The sequence below is a fragment of the Schaalia canis genome (assembly GCF_003858455.1).
In the GTDB taxonomy this organism is placed as follows: Bacteria; Actinomycetota; Actinomycetes; order Actinomycetales; family Actinomycetaceae; genus Pauljensenia; species Pauljensenia canis.
Window position 1 is genome coordinate 17817 of record NZ_RQZF01000013.1, and the last position, 17404, is coordinate 35220.

Annotated in this window: 12 protein-coding genes; 5 read left to right on the top strand and 7 right to left on the bottom strand. The window is 59.1% G+C overall.

Annotation, left to right across the window (positions count from 1 at the left end; all coding sequences use genetic code 11):
* Position 1 precedes the first annotated feature (1 nt).
* The 3 genes from trmB to EII11_RS09615 all read right to left on the bottom strand — a co-directional run bounded on the left by trmB (position 2) and on the right by EII11_RS09615 (position 4149).
* Positions 2 to 925 (bottom strand): tRNA (guanosine(46)-N7)-methyltransferase TrmB, encoded by a 924-nt coding sequence (gene trmB, locus EII11_RS09605; RefSeq protein ID WP_124872135.1) that lies wholly within the window; start codon positions 923 to 925, stop codon positions 2 to 4.
* Between the two features lie 7 nt (positions 926 to 932).
* On the bottom strand, positions 933 to 2792 hold the full coding sequence (gene lepA, locus EII11_RS09610) for a translation elongation factor 4 (RefSeq protein ID WP_124872138.1): 1860 nt from the start codon (positions 2790 to 2792) through the stop codon (positions 933 to 935).
* 298 nt (positions 2793 to 3090) lie between these two features.
* A complete protein-coding gene (locus EII11_RS09615) occupies positions 3091 to 4149 on the bottom strand; it encodes a hypothetical protein (RefSeq protein WP_124872140.1) in 1059 nt (352 codons plus the stop codon).
* A 303-nt stretch (positions 4150 to 4452) separates the two neighbouring features.
* Between EII11_RS09615 and rpsT the strand changes: the two genes are divergently transcribed.
* A complete protein-coding gene (gene rpsT / locus EII11_RS09620; protein WP_124872143.1) occupies positions 4453 to 4713 on the top strand; it encodes a 30S ribosomal protein S20 in 261 nt (86 codons plus the stop codon).
* A gap of 110 nt (positions 4714 to 4823) precedes the next feature.
* Here the strand turns inward: rpsT and holA are convergent, their stop codons facing one another.
* Genes holA through EII11_RS10775 form a run of 3 tightly spaced genes read right to left on the bottom strand, consistent with a single transcriptional unit; the run spans position 4824 to position 8352 of the window.
* On the bottom strand, positions 4824 to 5828 hold the full coding sequence (gene holA / locus EII11_RS09625; RefSeq protein WP_124872146.1) for a DNA polymerase III subunit delta: 1005 nt from the start codon (positions 5826 to 5828) through the stop codon (positions 4824 to 4826).
* Entirely contained in the window at positions 5815 to 7467 is a 1653-nt protein-coding gene (locus EII11_RS09630) for a ComEC/Rec2 family competence protein (protein WP_124872148.1), read from the bottom strand. Before EII11_RS09630 ends, holA begins: the two co-directional genes overlap by 14 nt.
* A 6-nt stretch (positions 7468 to 7473) precedes the next feature.
* The gene (locus tag EII11_RS10775) at positions 7474 to 8352 is read right to left on the bottom strand and encodes a helix-hairpin-helix domain-containing protein (protein WP_205649284.1); all 879 of its coding nucleotides are present in this window, start codon (positions 8350 to 8352) and stop codon (positions 7474 to 7476) included.
* Between the two features lie 165 nt (positions 8353 to 8517).
* On the opposite strand from EII11_RS10775, the gene EII11_RS09640 reads away from it, so the two are divergent.
* The 3 genes from EII11_RS09640 to EII11_RS09650 all read left to right on the top strand — a co-directional run bounded on the left by EII11_RS09640 (position 8518) and on the right by EII11_RS09650 (position 12832).
* Positions 8518 to 10452, top strand: a complete 1935-nt coding sequence (locus EII11_RS09640) for a helicase HerA-like domain-containing protein (protein WP_124872150.1) — start codon at positions 8518 to 8520, stop codon at positions 10450 to 10452.
* A 141-nt stretch (positions 10453 to 10593) separates the two neighbouring features.
* On the top strand, positions 10594 to 11406 hold the full coding sequence (proC, locus tag EII11_RS09645) for a pyrroline-5-carboxylate reductase (protein ID WP_124872153.1): 813 nt from the start codon (positions 10594 to 10596) through the stop codon (positions 11404 to 11406).
* Positions 11407 to 11482: 76 nt separating this feature from the next.
* Entirely contained in the window at positions 11483 to 12832 is a 1350-nt protein-coding gene (locus tag EII11_RS09650; protein WP_124872155.1) for a Na+/H+ antiporter family protein, read from the top strand.
* A gap of 466 nt (positions 12833 to 13298) precedes the next feature.
* Here the strand turns inward: EII11_RS09650 and EII11_RS09655 are convergent, their stop codons facing one another.
* Positions 13299 to 14105, bottom strand: a complete 807-nt coding sequence (locus EII11_RS09655; protein WP_124872157.1) for a sulfite exporter TauE/SafE family protein — start codon at positions 14103 to 14105, stop codon at positions 13299 to 13301.
* A gap of 294 nt (positions 14106 to 14399) precedes the next feature.
* Between EII11_RS09655 and valS the strand changes: the two genes are divergently transcribed.
* Positions 14400 to 17126: a valine--tRNA ligase gene (valS, locus tag EII11_RS09660; RefSeq protein WP_124872159.1), complete on the top strand. Its 2727-nt coding sequence runs from the start codon at positions 14400 to 14402 to the stop codon at positions 17124 to 17126.
* Positions 17127 to 17404 lie beyond the last annotated feature (278 nt).

Here is a 17404-nt window from a genome sequence, read left to right on the forward strand (position 1 = left end):
GCTACTCGCTCACTGTTGGAGCATGTTCAGCACCGCGCGGTAGACGAACCCCCACCACGTCATGCGCGACGCGCCCCGCATCATGCCCACGGGTTTCAAAGTGAGTGACGATACGTCCCTCAAAACGGGGAGCGAAACCACCGCGGTCACCCTCGGGATCGTTCGGGTCAGGGCGCTCACCTGCATGAGGGTTTTCCAACAGCGGGCAGGCCTCAATCACATCACGCATCTGCCAGGCGTAATCATCCCAGTCGGTGGCCACACGCCACACGCCACCATCAACCAGCAGGCGGCTGACCTCCAGAGCGAAGTCATCACTGACCAGTCGGCGCTTACGGTGACGGGCTTTACGCCACGGGTCAGGGAAGAAGGTCCAGATCTCATCAACACTGGCATCAGGCAAAACAATAGGCAGCGCCTGCTGGGCGTCGGCCTCAATGACGCGCACATTCGTCACGCCCTCGGCCACTGCACGCGAGACGAGCTTGGCAATGCCTGGCTGATAGACCTCAAAGGCTAAGAAGTTACGCTCGGGCCAGCGTTTCGCGGCAGCTACCACCTGTTCGCCCGTACCCGGACCAATTTCAATGGTCAGGGGCGCTTCGCGGCCGAAAAGCTCCGCCGGGTCGATGCGGAAGTCTGCGGCCACCGTGGTCCACCCCACCGAGCGTCGCACGGGCACCACATAGCGTTCAGCATGCTGGGCCATAGTCCGCTCAAGGTTTTGGGGAATAGCGCGCTGGCGGCGGGTAAAGGATTTCGTGCGCGCGAAGAACACGTCGCCGTCCTGCCCTGTTTCGGGGGTGCTATCGACATGATGCAGAGGTGAAAGCTCTGCCCCCTCGTCGGCTACTGGCGCCAGTGTCGATTCCTGCGTCTGTGCCTGTTCTTGCGCGCGACCTTGGTCGTTGTGCTGACCTGTCATGGCGTCCCTACTTCTTTCCGGTAGGCACGTCAGAGGTCAGCGCGGCGATGAAGGCCTCTTGGGGCACATCCACGCGCCCAATGGACTTCATTCGTTTCTTGCCTTCCTTCTGCTTTTCCAGCAGCTTGCGCTTACGCGAGATATCGCCGCCGTAACACTTAGCCAGCATGTCCTTACGCAGGGCCTTAATGGTTTCGCGGGCGATCACGCGCGCCCCCACAGCAGCCTGCACAGGGATTTCGAATTGCTGCCTGGGGATGAGTTCCTTCAGGCGCTTGGTCATGCGCTGGCCGTAGGCGTAAGCGGCGTCCTTATGGACGATGGCACTGAAAGCATCAACGCGTTCACCGTTGAGAAGAATGTCAACCTTCACCAGGTCAGCGCTTTGCTCGCCTGCCTCGTGGTAATCCAGCGAGGCATAGCCGCGGGTGCGCGATTTAAGGTGGTCGAAGAAGTCAAAGACGATTTCTGCCAGTGGCAGCGTGTAGTGGATTTCCACGCGGTCTTCGGAGAGGTAGTCCATTCCCTTGAGGGAACCACGACGTTCCTGGCACAGTTCCATCACGGCACCGGTGAACTCGGTGGGGGTAAGCACGGTGGCGTTAACGATAGGTTCGCGCACCTCTGCAATCTTGCCCTCGGGATACTCGGAGGGGTTATCTACCCGAGTAACGGTGCCATCTTCGCTCTTGACGTTGTAGATCACGTTCGGGGCGGTAGCAATAAGGTCAAGGTTGAATTCGCGCTCCAGGCGTTCGCGCACGATCTCCAAGTGCAGTAGGCCCAGGAAGCCGCAGCGGAAACCAAAGCCAAGGGCTGCAGAGGATTCGGGCTCGTAGGTCAGGGCAGCGTCATTGAGTTGCAGCCTTTCGAGGGCGTCACGCAGGTTGGGGAAGTCTGAGCCGTCCACCGGGTAGATACCGGAGAACACCATGGGCTTGGGTTCCTCGTAACCGGCCAGGGGCTCGGTGGCGCCGCGCACGGCAGCGGTGACGGTGTCACCCACCTTAGATTGGCGCACATCCTTCACGCCGGTAATGAGGTAGCCGACCTCACCGGCACCAATGCCTTGCGAGGGCGTGGGCTCGGGTGAGATCACGCCGATCTCCAGCAGTTCGTGGGTGGCACCGGTGGAGAGCATCTTGATACGGGCGCGGGTTGAGAGCATGCCGTCCACCACACGCACATACGTGACCACGCCACGGTAGGTGTCGTAGACGGAGTCGAAGATCATGGCGCGGGTGGCCGCATCAGGGTCACCTGAGGGTGCGGGGACGACCTCGACGATGCGGTCGAGCAGTCCGGGGACTCCCTCGCCGGTCTTACCCGAGACGCGCAGAACCTCGGACTCGTCCACACCAATAAGCGAGGCGATTTCTGCAGCGTACTTTTCAGGTTGAGCACCCGGAAGGTCAATCTTGTTGAGGACCGGGATGATCGCCAGGTCGTTTTCCATAGCCAGGTACAGGTTGGCCAAGGTCTGGGCTTCAATGCCTTGGGCGGCGTCCACCAGCAACACCGCACCCTCGCAGGCGGCCAGCGAGCGGGACACCTCGTAGGTGAAGTCGACGTGACCGGGCGTGTCAATCATGTTGAGCGCGTAGGCTTGGTCCCCCACGCCCCAGGGCATACGCACAGCCTGGGACTTAATGGTGATGCCACGTTCGCGTTCAATATCCATGCGATCCAGGTACTGGTCGCGCATGTCGCGGGTTTCGACAATGCCGGTGAGCTGCAACATGCGGTCAGCCAGGGTTGATTTACCGTGGTCAATGTGGGCAATGATGCAGAAGTTACGAATCAGTTCCTGGGGTGTCGCAGCGGGGCGGATTGCCGACTGCTGTGCAGGCGTAGGAATGGGGGACAAGGAATTCCTCCGTCAAATGGTATGGACCCCCTTATCGTCCCATTTTTTACAGTCGAGATTCCACCTGTGACTACGCCTTGGCATGTGAGGCGCACTGCATTTGCCAAACACCCCGATGATCCACACCCAGACCCGCACATACTCTTTCCACATCGCAAGGGAAGCTCGGCGACGTCCAGCTTCACGCCTGCGTCGTTCGGGCGAACTCCCCTTCATCGTGAGGACGCCTCACGCCCCTTAGGAGAATGAAGCAACGCTTCCTTCCCTGCCCGCTACTCCCTCGCCCGCTACCAGCCCACTATGCCGCTCTATCCCCGCTACACAGGGCGCACGGGCATTGATCAGGGGCGTAGAAACTCTGACCGGGCTCCCACTCGCTTTGCTGTCCATCCTGGTCACTTTCAGCAGCGGGCGCCTCGCCTCGCAATTCGGCAATAACTGCACGAATCATTGCCTGATCACTCTCATCCGAATCTTCGCGAGGGAAAGCCAATAAGGTCTCAGCATGACCGAGGGCTTCTTCTTCCTTTCCCTGTTCAAGAGCATGAAGAAGGCAGAGGCTGCGAAGGCGCGCGCTTTCTGGATGGCTCGGTCCACACACGTCATCGAAGACAGGAAGTAACACAGTCCATTCCTCCCATGCTTCCTCATCCTGGCCGGCGTCGAAGCGGACGCCGGCTATCCGGTTGCGCAGCATGAGGGTACGAGGGTCGCGTTCTCCAAATACTGCACTGACGTCTTCGAGGAGAGAACCATATTGTTCGAGGGAACGTTCATAGTTACCTGCACAAGCAAGAAGCTCAGCGTAGTTGTCACGGGCGAGGATCAGTGTCAGCGGGTCGCGGGGAGGACGGCGGCGCATTGAGCCAAGGATGCGCTCATAGCGTTGGGCCGCCCGGGTGAAGTTCCCCTGTTGTTTTAAAGGGATGACAGCGTTCATGAGCACGGCCCATCGCAATTCATGACGAGGTTCAAGGTGTTCTTCCACGTCACGAATGAGGTCAGGGAAGCGACGATGTGCGATGTCAGCCATGCCCGACTCACACATCCAGAAGAGTTCAGATGAACGTAGTTGAAGAGTCATTTCATGCGTTGCTCCAAGCGTGCCTTTAAGTTCGCGCACGGCTTGGCTGGCGTAAAAACGGGCTTGCGAGGGATTCCCGCATTCAACTGACCATTGAATGAGGTAGCGGTAGAAGCGGCCTCGGTCTTCGGGGCGGATGCGCTGGTCATTGAGCAGCTCGCAGGTCAGTTCGATAGCGTCCTCGTAATGGCCAGCGTCACCTGCATGGATGGCCTGAGTGAATTGGCTCAAGAGTTCTGCGACCGTCAAGGGTGAGCGATGTAGCGTGTGCATAAATTTCTCCCTCTACAAGTAAACGTACCTTATTAGACTGACATGAACTGATACGAAAAAGAAGCACATTCACCCGCCTGTGGATAACCCATAACACTTTGGCGTGACTGCATTCACGTCCCAAGGTGAGCTACAGGCTTGGATGCCACCCCCAACGCTGGTAATCTTGTTCGTCGGACTCCCATGCCTGGTCGGGCAGGGGGTCTGGTCCTAGCCGTTTGCGGGTGTCCCCACGCCCCAGTCCCGGCAAAGACACAGCCCTCACCGACCCTGTACTCACATACTTTCAAGGAGTTTCCGACTGTGGCTAACATTAAGTCTCAGATCAAGCGAATCCGCACCAACGAGAAGCGCCGCATCCGCAACCAGGCTGTGAAGTCTGAACTCAAGACCCTGGTCCGTAAGACCCGCGAAGCCGTTGAGGCTGGCGACAAGGAAGCAGCTCTCGAAGCTCTTCGCGTTGCTTCGCGCAAGCTGGACAAGGCTGTCTCCAAGGGTGTTATTCACCGCAACCAGGCAGCTAACCGCAAGTCCAAGCTGGCTAAGCGCGTTCAGTCCCTCTGATTCTCACCATCCTGCCCGTCAGGATCGCTGAGTCAAGAGACTTCACCCAATAACTGCTCAGGAGGGGCGGTGCGAACTTGATTCGCACCGCCCCTCCTGCATGCCCTTCCTTAACGGAATGACTGCGATGCTCCCCTCAAACGGCAGATCGTCAGCACCGCTTTCTCCACCGCATGTTCAGGGCTACGCGACAGTCCCTTCACTTCCTCATCAGCGGTTGCCACCGCTCGGATGGCACCCGCGAGCGCCCCGTCGGACCAGCCTCGTAATTCGCGGCGGGCACGTTCAATCTGCCAGGGCGCCATGCCGAGTTTGCTGGGACCTGCGCTGCCAGCAACCGACACTTTTGCCATTCCTCGTAGCTTCATGGCAAGGGCAGCAACTAGCGGCACAGGGTCGGTGCCTGTGGCGAAGGCATGTCGGAGCAGCATGAGTGCGCGCGCGGAGTCTCCTGCGATAGCCGCATCGGCCACCTCAAAGCCGGAGGCCTCAACGCGTCCGGCATGGTAGCGGCGCACTTCTTCGACGCCGATACGACCTTCGACATCAGCGAGAAGCTGAGAGACGGCTGCAGCGAGGGATCGAACGTCAGAACCGAGTGCATCCACAAGAGCCTGTGCTGCCTCAGGGTCGATCTGGCGGCGTGCTGCCTTCACGTCGGAGAAAACTAGATCGAGTTTGTCCTTGTCATTCTTCAAGGGGTCGGCAGTGATGACGGGAAACCCTGCTTTAGTGATTGCGTCAAGAAGTTTTTTACCGCGGGTGCCGCCGTTGTGTCGTAGAAGAAGCCACACATCGTCAACAGGTTGAGAGACGTAGGTGAGAAGGTCGTTCAGCAGGGCGTCACTCATTGTCTCAAGGTCGGGAATGATAATGAGTCGTGCCTCGCCAAAAAGTGAGGGGGATGTCAGCATGTCGAGCTGACCGGCCTGGTATGAGGCTGCGCTGACGTCCGTGCGTTCCGTTTGGGGGTCGGCCTCGTAGGCGAGGGTCCGCAGTCGATCCATCGCTCGGTCGCCAAGAAGCCCTTCGCTGCCTTTAATGAGTACTACAGGGGCGAGGGCGATGGGCGCAGATGGGGCTTTGCTTCGCCCGGTGGTTTTACGTTGCGCCATGTTCCCCTCGGTGTGTTGTACCTGCTGGTGTCCGTGTCGCCTTCCAGTGTCCCACACGCATCACTACTTTGATTCCACCGCTGGCGATCATGAGCATGACGCACCACAGGATTGCCCCGTCAATTCCCTCTACCCACGGTATTTGCGCGTGAGGAAGATCTGCGACGCTTCGCGCGATTCCGGCCACCCATGTGCAGAGAGGGTCCGCAAGAGCAAGAAACGTCATGCTTAGTCCCGGCCACGCTGGCGCGCCTAGGCACACTACGAGGGACAGGAAGGTCAAGGGTGCTACTACTGGTGCGACCGCTACATTGGCGGCCACTCCCCACAGTGGCAGTTGCGGCTCCATGAGGATCATCACCGGCATCACCCATATTTGTGCGGCGAGTGGCACGCTCACCATTGCGTGAACAGTGCGCGCGATCCCATTCAGTGCCGTGTGCTGCTGGAAGCGTCTTGTCCCCCACTCTTGCCAGCGCCGTCCATGTAGAACAACTCCGGCGGTCGCTGCCGTGGACAAGGCAAAGCTGAAAGAGCGTGCATTCCATGGATCGGCGTAAAGCATGACGATTGCAGCGACAGCCAATGAGGCCAACCCTTGACCGCTCCGCCGAGAGAGCAGCCCCCATGCGCCGATGGCGGCCATCGTCACTGAACGCAGCACCGACGCAGTTGGTCCGGCAAGGAGGATCACCGTCGTCAGAGCGCAGACGATTGCCGTTATCCGCAGCACCCCACGGCCAGGGACGATGAGTGCGATTCCTGTCAGGAGCACGGCAATGTGTATGCCGGAGATCGCACTGAGGTGGGTCATGGAGGCTGCCCGCATGGCCTTGTTAAGCTGTGCTGGCAGCGCACTCCTGTCCCCCATTGCCATGCCGGGTATGAGGCCTTGCGCATCAGGTGAAGCAGAAGCAAGAACGGCGTGCGTGTGAGCACGTATCACTGCGGGAATGGCGGTGAGGCCACGGGCGGGGCTCCGCTCAATAAGCCGGGTCATCTGCAGTTCGGCGGCAATCGGAGCTGGAAGGCGTTGGCGGGCAGCAGGCTTGACGCGTATGCGCAGACGGTCGCCCCGTTGGAAGGCCATCATCCCTTTCCCGCGAATCCTGACTTCCACTGACGAGGCCACCGCCCGCCCATCCTTCAGGTAAATGCGCACAGTTCGCGCTGGTAGGCTCACGCTTTTCCCTGAGAAGGATGAGCCAGTGTTGTGAGCGCGGGGGTAGCCAATGATCTCCACGTCGCATTCGAGACTGTGATGCGAGAGGAAGGCTTGATGGAACGGGTCTGCCTCGTAAGTGGCACGCGCCTGGGCGGCTAAAAGACAGGCTCCAGCGGTGGCCACGCACACCAACGCGAGACTAGAGCGCACTGAACCAGAGGGGGTGAGCCGGTGGCGGGGTTCTGGTCGAGCTGTTTCCTCACGTCGCCTCCACATCATGGCGAGCGCAGCAATGACGAATAGCCCCATGACTACGCTCAGGATCGCCAGATACCCAAAAGGCCAATCGTATGCGCCTGTCCCCCACCAGCACCCCGCCCACACTGCAAGGGCGGCGGGAACGAGGCGCAGGTCAATAAAAGCAGGCATGGGACTCGACGTTGAAGGGCCTCGTTCGTGTGTGCCGTCGCTCATCCCCGCTCACCTGCCGTGAAGGGCACATAACTGCGGCTCAATTTTCCTCAGCATCGCAGGGCCAATACCGCTGATAGCGTCAACGTCGTCGATACTCTCAAACGCTCCCCGCTGTTCCCTTGCCTCAAGGATGCGCTGGGCAAGGGCAGGACCAACCCCCTTTAATACCTGAAGACCGGCCACGTCAGCGGTATTAATGTCCACACATCCCTGAGCTGTTGTGCCAGTTCCTTCCGCCGGAGCATTGCCTGCAGAGGGTCCGTGTCGCCCCATTGTCACTGCGGCCTGAGCCGGCGCGGGAAGCTCGTCCTGTTCTTCTCCGATGTGGGGAACATAGAAATATTCACCGTCAGAAAGTACGCGTGCAAGATTTATTTCTCGCAGTGCCGCTTCACGTGTTGCCCCTCCAGCCGCTTGGATCGCCTCATGGGCGCGAGCCCCCTGGCTAAGCATCACAATGCCGGGGCGTGCCACTGCACCTTCAATATGTACCGTGATAGTGGGAGTAACTGTCGACTGAGAAAGATCCTCGGGCATGGGGTGCCGACGATGCCCCAGTGCTGACAGTTCCCCCGATTGTGTCGCAGCCCCTACTCGGTCGGGACTTTCCGACAGGGCAACCGGCTGATGTTCTATTCCCCAGGCGGCTGATTTGATGAGCATGATGGTGAGCAAAAGAATGCAGGCAACGATCGCTCCAAGAGCTGCTGGGTAGTCGAGGAGACGCCGAAAACGCAGGGGGCTGCGTGAAGGGTGCTCTGTTGTGGCCTGAGCATATTGTTCCTTCCCTTCCCCGTCATCGAAGCAGTCGAGATGGTGAGGGGCAGCAGAGTCGTAGACAGCTCGCGTGAGTTGGCGAAGTCGATAGCGTTGCAAAAGGTCCACATCATTGACGCTAGATCCATAGCCTGGCCTGTCCAATGGGGGCAGAAGAGGACTGTGGATATCCAGTACTGACGTGTGCCTCTGTGGATAAGTGCCTCAAAATGTCGCAGTGCAGTCCGTTCATTGGGCATGAGTAAACGCTCCCAGTCCCTTAGTATCTAAAGGGTGAGTGAACATGTTGATGCCCTGCGTGACCAACTAGCTGCTGCCGAAGCTCAGGCCCAGGCTGCCCGCGCCGCCCTCGAAGAAGCAGAACGCGTTGCCGCTGAGGCTCGCCGCGCTCAAGAAGCCGCCGAAGAGGCCGCCCGAGTCGCTGCCGAAGCACAAGAAAAAGCTGCGCAGGTCCGTGCAGCGGCCGAGGCGGCAAGTGCCGCCCCTGCACCCCACGTTGCCGAGGCGGAGGCCTCGTCGCAAAACACTTCACGCGACGGTGGTTCATCTAGTGGTGCTCCCCTGTCTGACTTTGCCGCGAGCGTCGCACCCGACTATTCCTTCACTGATCCAGCCATCACCATTGGCACCCTCATTGACGAGGGCGCTCACATTCCTGCCGTCACCGCACGCATGCCCTTGGCGATGTTCAACCGCCATCTCCTGGTTGCTGGCGCCACCGGTTCAGGCAAGACCCGCACCCTGCAACTCCTCACCGAGGGCCTGTCTGCTGCGGGTTCTTCCGTCCTTCTGTGTGACGTCAAGGGTGACCTCACGGGCTTGGCTGAGCTGGGCACAGCCTCGGAAAAACTCCTGGCCCGCACTACCAACAATGGTCAAGCCTGGGCAGCCGACGCTTTCCCCCTTGAGCTACTGAGCCTGGGGGGTGCTGACTCACAATTCCCTGGCGCTACGGTTCGCACCCGCGTTTCTGATTTCGGCCCGATTCTGCTTTCACGCGCATTAAGTCTGAACACCACGCAGGAGCAATCTCTCCAGCTCATTTTCTTGTGGGCCGACAAACAGGGCCTTGATCTTGTTGACCTCAGCGACCTGCGTGCGGTGATCACCTTCCTTACCAGCGACGAAGGGAAGGAAGAACTCGATAGCATCGGTGGCGTCTCTAAGGCTACGGCCGGCGTTATTCTACGTACGCTGTCGACGCTGGAGGCTCAAGGCGGCGCTGATTTCTTTGGCGAGCCGGCCTTTGATACTGCTGACCTCATGCGCACCGTGAACGGCAGGGGCATCATTTCTTTGCTTGGTGTGGGCGATATTGGTCAGCGCCCCAACCTCATTAGCGCCGTCATTATGTGGCTACTGGCCAACCTCTTCTCTGACCTTCCCGAAGTTGGCGACATTGAAGCACCTAAGCTCGTTTTCTTCTTTGACGAGGCTCACCTGCTGTTTGCTGACGCTACCAAGGAATTCGTCCGGCAGGTCGTCCAAACTGTGCGCCTGATTCGCTCTAAGGGTGTGGGCGTTGTCTTTGTGACGCAGACTCCGAAGGATATTCCCGCTGACGTTCTCGCTCAGCTTGGTTCACGCGTGCAGCACGTCTTGCGCGCTGTCACACCCGATGATCAAAAGAAGCTCCGTCAAACGGTGGAAACCTTCCCTGCGACCGATCTTGACCTGGCCGAAGTTCTTACCAACCTTGGTACCGGCGAGGCAATTGTCAGTGTCCTTTCCCCCAAGGGGCGTCCCACCGCTGTAGTGCCCGTCAGCATCTGGGCGCCAGCTTCGGTCATGGGCCCGGCAAGCCCTGCAACGATCACGTCAATCAATGCTGCCTCGGCATTGGTGTCCCGCTATGCGTCGGCGGTGAACCCTTATTCGGCCGAAGAAGCGCTCTCTCAGCGTTCCAGCGACTACGAGGCCGAGCAGGAGCGTTTGCGGCGTCTGAAAGAGGCGGAGGAAATCGCCGCTAAGGAATCCAAGGCACGCGAAGCTGCTCTTGAACGTGAAATCCGCGCGGCAGAAAAACAACGCGAACGCGAATTGCGCGAGGCTCAAAAGCGCGCAGAAAAAGAAGAAGCTGCACGTCAGAAAGCCGCTCAGCAGCGGATGAGTTCTGTGGAAAAGGCTCTGGGGTCGATGCTGCGTTCGGCTGGCTCACAGCTTGGCAGGGAGATTACGCGAACGATTTTTGGTACGCGTCGGCGTTAAACGTACCCTCCGTGACCTGCTCTTTTAGGAAAAGTGGGCACTATGTGGACACTTTTTTGCCCGTCACGAAGAGCAGGTTAGAGTTATCAGCAACACATTTCCACCGAAGGTCGTGGAAAGGTGATGCTTTTGGAGGTTGCAATGCGCATCGGCTTTATCGGCGCCGGATCGATGGTGGGAGCCATCGCCCGTGGTGCTGTTGCCGCAGGAATGGACGGCTCGTCCTTCCTGTTCAGCGATGCGCGTGGCGTCTCCGCTCCGGCACTGGCCGCAGAAGTTGGCGGCACGGTGGCCTCGTCGAATGATACGTTGGCCTGGCAGGCCGACCTCATTGTTCTGGGGGTCAAGCCCCAGGTGCAGAGCGCTGTTATTGCTGAAATCCGCAGTACGGTTAAGCAGCGTGGACAAGAGGTTGCTGTCCTCTCCATTGCTGCTGGTCGCTCCTTGGAGTCGATGAGCCGAGATTTTGGTGCGACGGTCCCCCTCATGCGAGCGATGCCGAATGTGAACGCTCAAGTTGGCGCTTCAGTCACGGCGTTGTGCCCAAATGATGTCGTGAGCGATGCTCAATGTGAGGCCGCCCGATCTGTGCTGGAGACAGTAGGGTCTGTCGTTGACATTGAGGAAAAAGACTTCCCGATTTTTACAGCCCTGGCGGGATGTTCCCCCGCTTGGTTCTTCCAAATGATTGATGCTTTCGGCCGTGCAGGAGTGAAGTACGGTCTGAAAAAGGCGCAGTCCGTTGAGATTGCCGCCGCCGCTATGCTCGGCTCCGCTCAGTTGATGCTGAAGGCTGCCGCCGAGGGGGCAAACCCCTCAACACTCATTGACCAGGTGACATCACCGGGAGGCTCCACCATTGCGGGCCTCCTTGCAGGGGAGGAAGCCGGCCTGTCTACCGCTATTGTGCGTGCGGTTGACGCTGCGGTCGGCCATGACCACCGATTGGGCTGAGCGCTCACCTTCGGGATGCGCTTAGCCCGCGTATACCCTCTCCCTTTCCCCCTTACGACGCTCGAAAGAAGCACATATGAACGCCGTCGTCTTATCCGTTCTTGTCATGTTGATCCTGTCCGTGGCCCGCGTCCACGTTGTGATCTCCCTGTTCATTGGCGCTCTTGTCGGTGGACTCGTGGCAGGCCTGGGCTTGGAAGCCACCATGGTTGCCTTCCAAGATGGCCTTGCCGGAGGCGCAAAAATTGCCCTCTCCTACGCCCTGCTTGGTGCCTTCGCTATGGCTGTGGCTCACTCTGGTCTGCCCCAGCTCCTAGCAAACTGGCTCATCGCCAAGCTTGATTCCGGCGATATGTCGACTTCCCAGAAGGTTGCACGCTGGACTAAGTTTGGTCTGCTGGGTGGTATTGCCGCAATGGCAGTGATGTCCCAGAACCTCATCCCCGTTCACATCGCGTTCATTCCGCTGCTGATTCCGCCGCTGCTCGTGGTGATGAATCGCCTGCAGCTTGACCGCCGTGCAGTGGCTTCGGTTCTGACCTTCGGTTTGGTCACCACCTACATGTTCCTGCCGATTGGTTTCGGTAGCATCTTCCTCAACGATATTCTGTACGGCAATATCTCCAGCGCTGGTATGGATGTCAGCAACGTGCCCGTTATGAAGGCAATGGGTATTCCCGCTCTTGGCATGTTTATCGGCCTGATGATCGCCGTGTTCGTCACCTACCGCAAGCCTCGCACCTACGGTGATGGCAAGCAGATGGAGTCTTTCACGAAAGTTGAGATTCAGCCGCTGAAGATTGCTGTTTCCCTCATTGCGATCGTGGTCTGCTTCGTGATCCAGGTGTGGATGACCTGGCTTGGCACAGACGCTGATCCTCTGTTGGTGGGCGCCCTTGTTGGTCTGATGCTCTTCGTTCTGACTGGCGTGGTGAAGTGGAATGCCGCTGATGAGGTCTTCACCGGCGGCATGAAGATGATGGCCCTCATCGGCCTGATTATGATTACCGCCCAAGGCTTTGCATCGGTGCTGAAGGCTACCGAGCAGATCGGTCCCCTCGTTGAGTCTTCCGCCGCCCTCTTCGCAGAAAGCAAGGCCGCTGCTGCCTTCGCTATGCTGCTGGTCGGTCTGATTATCACGATGGGCATTGGCTCGTCCTTCTCAACCCTGCCGATTATCTCCGCCATCTACGTGCCGTTGTGTGCCGCTATGGGCTTTAGCCCGCTGGCCACCGTGTCACTGATTGGTACGGCAGGCGCGCTGGGTGATGCTGGTTCACCGGCTTCAGACTCCACTCTTGGTCCAACAGCGGGTCTAAACGCTGATGGTCAGCACGACCACATGCGCGACTCGGTCATTCCGACCTTCATCCACTTCAATATTCCGCTGCTCCTGGCTGGCTGGGTTGCAGCAATGGTGCTCTGATCTGCGATCACCTTCGCATCAACACCCTCGTCTTTGACGAAGCACACGGGGCGTCCTCCATTTATGGAGGACGCCCCGACGCTTAAGCAAGGGAATGATGAGTTCTAGCGGGCTTGGTGTCCACCACTTTGTCGATATCCTCCCACCCTGGTTGCGATCTTCCCAGCTCGACTGCGCTCTTTTTCACCTTGGTTATTCCCGCTCGTTTCTTCACGGTGTTGTCATTGACACACCGCATCACCCCCAGAAATGACACCGCCGCTCCCCTGTACGGGGGTCAGTAGCAGTGTCGATCATCCTGCAGGCCTCCATTTTGCCGCCGCTCCCCTGTACGGGGCAGTAAGCACGCGCATGTGATGGCGCATAAGTAGCGTGCGACCCGGCGTCTTTTATTGGGCCCCAGAGTCGCTTATTGGGGCATCGCATCGCTTAGTTGCGCCCCAACATCACTCATTGTGTGCCAGGGTCACTTCTTTTTGAGGCGTTTAGCTCGCGCCTTGAGCACAGTGCTGATACTGACAGCAACCAGGAAGGCACCAAAGAGATAGGTTCCAGTTCGTGGGCTGATTGAACTAGCAGTCCACAGACCCAGCGGAGTGGTGAGGGACGCAGCGAGCCCGATGAGGATGCCGACGGGCAGGTCCACGAGACCATGTTTGAGGTTGGAATAGGTGCCCGACAAGGAGGTCGGGATCATCGCAAGTAGCGAGGTGCCGCGCGCGATGAGGTCGCCTGCCCCAACCACAATCTCTAGGCCTGGCACGATCAAACCGCCACCCCCAACGCCGACGAGTCCAGCAAAAATACCGGAGACAAGGCCAACGCCAATCATCGCGATTGCCGAGGTGAAGGTGATGTCAATGACGGCTGCGCGCACCGGCTCATGGATTTGTTGAATGGCGATAATCATTGCCGCAAAACCCACGAAGATCCACGGCAGGATGCGTTCGGGCAAAATACGCAGCAGCCATGTGCCTATCTGCGCGCCAACAAGGGCGCCGGTAGCGACGAAGAGCATTGCAGGGATCGACACATGTCCCTGTGTGGCGTAGGTGATGGAGCCGAAGGATGCTGTGACGGCAATGGAGGCCAGGGAGGTTGCCGCAGCTTGACGTTGGCTCATACCGAGGGCAAGGACGAGGACGGGAACAATAATCATGCCTCCGCCCACACCAAAAAGTCCGGCTAGGAATCCTGCGGCGATTCCAGTTCCGATTACTCCGACGATTCGGGTGGGAGTGAGTTTTTTGCGCGTTTTTCCTTCAGTCACCATCTAAACCTACGCCTTTGCACCCCTGTTGCATGGATTCAGGACAGTCTTGTGTGCTACTTCGCGTTTACTGTACGTCTTAACACATGGTGTACGCGGTGTACTGCGTACATTAAGCGCTATCACGTACACGACACGCTAACTGGCACAGAAGAGTCCCCATTACTATTGGATGTGGCCCTCACTTCGGATGTGGCCCTCACAACAAGCACAATTCTGGGAAGAAATTAGTGCCACCATCCCCATACCCCGTAGGCTTAGACGGTACATGTCCACGACTCGGATGGAGAACCTGTAATGGCTGAGCACCTCACCCCTTTGTCGACTGCGGCACCCGTCGTTCCCGACAAGGTTGGCACTGAAGGCCTGGAAACCAAGTGGGATGAGAGCTGGCGTGAAGCCGGCACCTACGACTTTGATCGCACTGCCACCCGTGAGCAGGTTTACTCCATTGATACTCCCCCGCCGACCGTATCGGGATCCCTGCACGTCGGCCACGTGTTCTCCTACACGCACACTGACCTCATTGCCCGCTTCCAGCGTATGAACGGCAAGTCGGTGTTCTACCCCATGGGCTGGGACGACAACGGCCTGCCGACCGAGCGCCGCGTGCAGAACTACTTTGGTGTTCGCGTGGATGCAACCCTGCCTTACGAGCCTGATTTCGTCCCTCCGCATGAAGGCGGTGACGGTAAGTCCATTAAGGCCCGCGATCAAAAGCCGATTTCGCGCCGTAACTTCGTGGAGCTCTGCGAGCGATTGACTGTCGAGGACGAGCGCCAGTTTGAAGCCCTGTGGCGCTACCTGGGCCTGTCGGTGGACTGGAAGCAGCACTACCAGACCATTGGTGCCCGCGCCCGCAAGGTTGCTCAGGCAGCGTTCCTCCGTAACCTCGCCCGTGGGGAGGCCTACCAGGCAGAGGCCCCTGGCCTGTGGGACGTGACCTTCCAGACTGCTGTGGCTCAGGCTGAGCTTGAGTCGCGCGAATACCCCGGCTTCTACCACCGTCTGGCCTTCCACATCACCGACCCTGCCAAGGCTGCCGAGGCTGAAGCCAAGGGCGCTCCCGTGGAAAACGGCGTGGATGTGTGCATTGAGACCACCCGCCCTGAACTGCTCGCCGCCTGTGTGGCTCTGGTGGCCCACCCCGATGACGAGCGCTACCAGCCCCTCTTTGGCACGACGGTGACCTCACCGATCTTTGGTGTGGAACTGCCAGTGCTCGCCCACCCGCAAGCCGAGAAGGACAAGGGCGCTGGTATTGCCATGTGCTGTACCTTCGGTGACACCACCGACATTGACTGGTGGCGTGACCTGAAGCTTCCCTTGCGCGCGATCCTGCGTAAGGATGGCCGTATTCAGACCGAGACCCCTGAGTGGATTACCGACGCCGAGGGCGTTGCTGCTTTCGAGCAGATCGCGGGTAAGACGACGTTCTCGGCCCGCGAGTGGCTGGTGGAGCGCCTGGCTGAAACGGGCGAAATGCGTGGCGAGCCTCAAAAGACCGTCCGTCAGACGAACTTCTTCGAAAAGGGCGACAAGCCTCTTGAAATTGTCACCTCCCGCCAGTGGTACATCCGAAATGGTGGCCGCGAGTGGGTCAACCCCGCTTCGACCACGAACCTCAACGATGAACTCGTCGAGCGTGGCCGTGAGCTGGAGTTCCACCCCGACTTCATGCGCGTGCGCTACGAGAACTGGGTGCGTGGCCTGAACAACGACTGGCTGATTTCCCGTCAGCGTTTCTTCGGCGTGCCTTTCCCCCTGTGGTACCGCGTGGGTGAGGACGGCGAGGTCAACTACGACGACATCATCACCCCCGATGAGTCCGCCCTGCCTGTTGATCCGTCAACGGATGTGCCCGCAGGTTACACCGAGGATCAGCGCGGCGTGCCAGGCGGTTTCGTCGGAGAACTCGACATTATGGACACCTGGGCGACCTCCTCCCTGTCCCCGCAGATCGCCTGCGGGTGGCTGGAAGATGAGGACCTCTTTGCCCGCACCTACCCCATGGACCTGCGTCCGCAGGGGCAGGACATTATCCGTACCTGGCTGTTCTCTACTGTGGTTCGCGCAAACCTTGAGTTCGCTGCCTTGCCGTGGAAGCATGCGGGCATCTCTGGCTGGATTCTGGACTCTGACCACAAGAAGATGTCGAAGTCTAAGGGTAATGTTGTCACCCCTATGGGCTTGCTTGAGCAGTACGGTTCGGATGCCGTGCGTTACTGGGCTGCTTCGGCCCGCCTGGGCCTGGATGCGGCCTTTGATGAGTCGCAGATGAAGATTGGGCGCCGCCTGGCTATCAAGGTGCTGAACGCTTCGAAGTTTGCCCTGACGATGGGTGGCGAGGGCGCTGACCTCGACCTTGATCCTTCGCATGTGACCGAGGCCCTGGATCGTTCGGTTCTGGCTGAGCTGCGCGAGGTTGTGCGCGTGTCGACTGAGGCTTTGGCCGCATACGATCATGTGAAGGCTTTGGAAACGACGGAAACCTTCTTCTGGACCTTCTGCGATGACTACTTGGAGCTCGTGAAGGAGCGCGCCTACAACCGCGAAGGTCTGTGGGATGAAGAGTCGGCTCGTTCGGCCCGCGCAGCCTTGGCTATTGTCATCAACACTGTGGTGCGCTTGCTTGCTCCCTTCCTGCCTTTCGTCACCGAAGAGGTGTGGTCGTGGTACCGCGAGGGTTCGGTGCACACGGCTGCGTGGCCGACCGTGGATGAGCTTGCTGCCGTCGAGGGCGACGCCGAGGTGTTGCGGGGCGCTTCTGCTGCGCTGATTGTCCTGCGTCGCGTGAAGTCCGAGGCTAAAGTCTCGCCGCGTACGCCCTTCCTGGCGGTTACGGTGGCAGCTCCTGGTGCTCTGGTTGAGACCCTGAAGCTTGTTGAGCGTGACCTGCGTGCGGCCACCAAGATCGAGGGCGTCATGAACGTTGAGGCTGTCGGCGAGGCTGAGGGTGACGATGCGGCTGTGGCTGTGACTTCCTCTGAGCTAGGCGAGGCTCCTGCCCGTAAGAAGGGCTGATTGCCTCGCGCTTGTAGCTTGTTGTGGCCCCTGGCGGTTGTCTCACCGCCAGGGGCCACAGGCATATGACCGTCACATGTTTGACAACTGAGCCCGCGATCCGCAATATCGCTCGACAGGATGGGTTCCTCTGTTGTCCAGCTCTTCCTGAAGCACGGACCTTGCAGAAAAAATCCGGCAACAAGATTAGAGTGGAATTCGGATTGTGACGTCCCCCGAAAGGTTTTGTCTGATGGTAGCAACGCACGATCAGGACTCTTCTGCCAGTACCTCCCCTG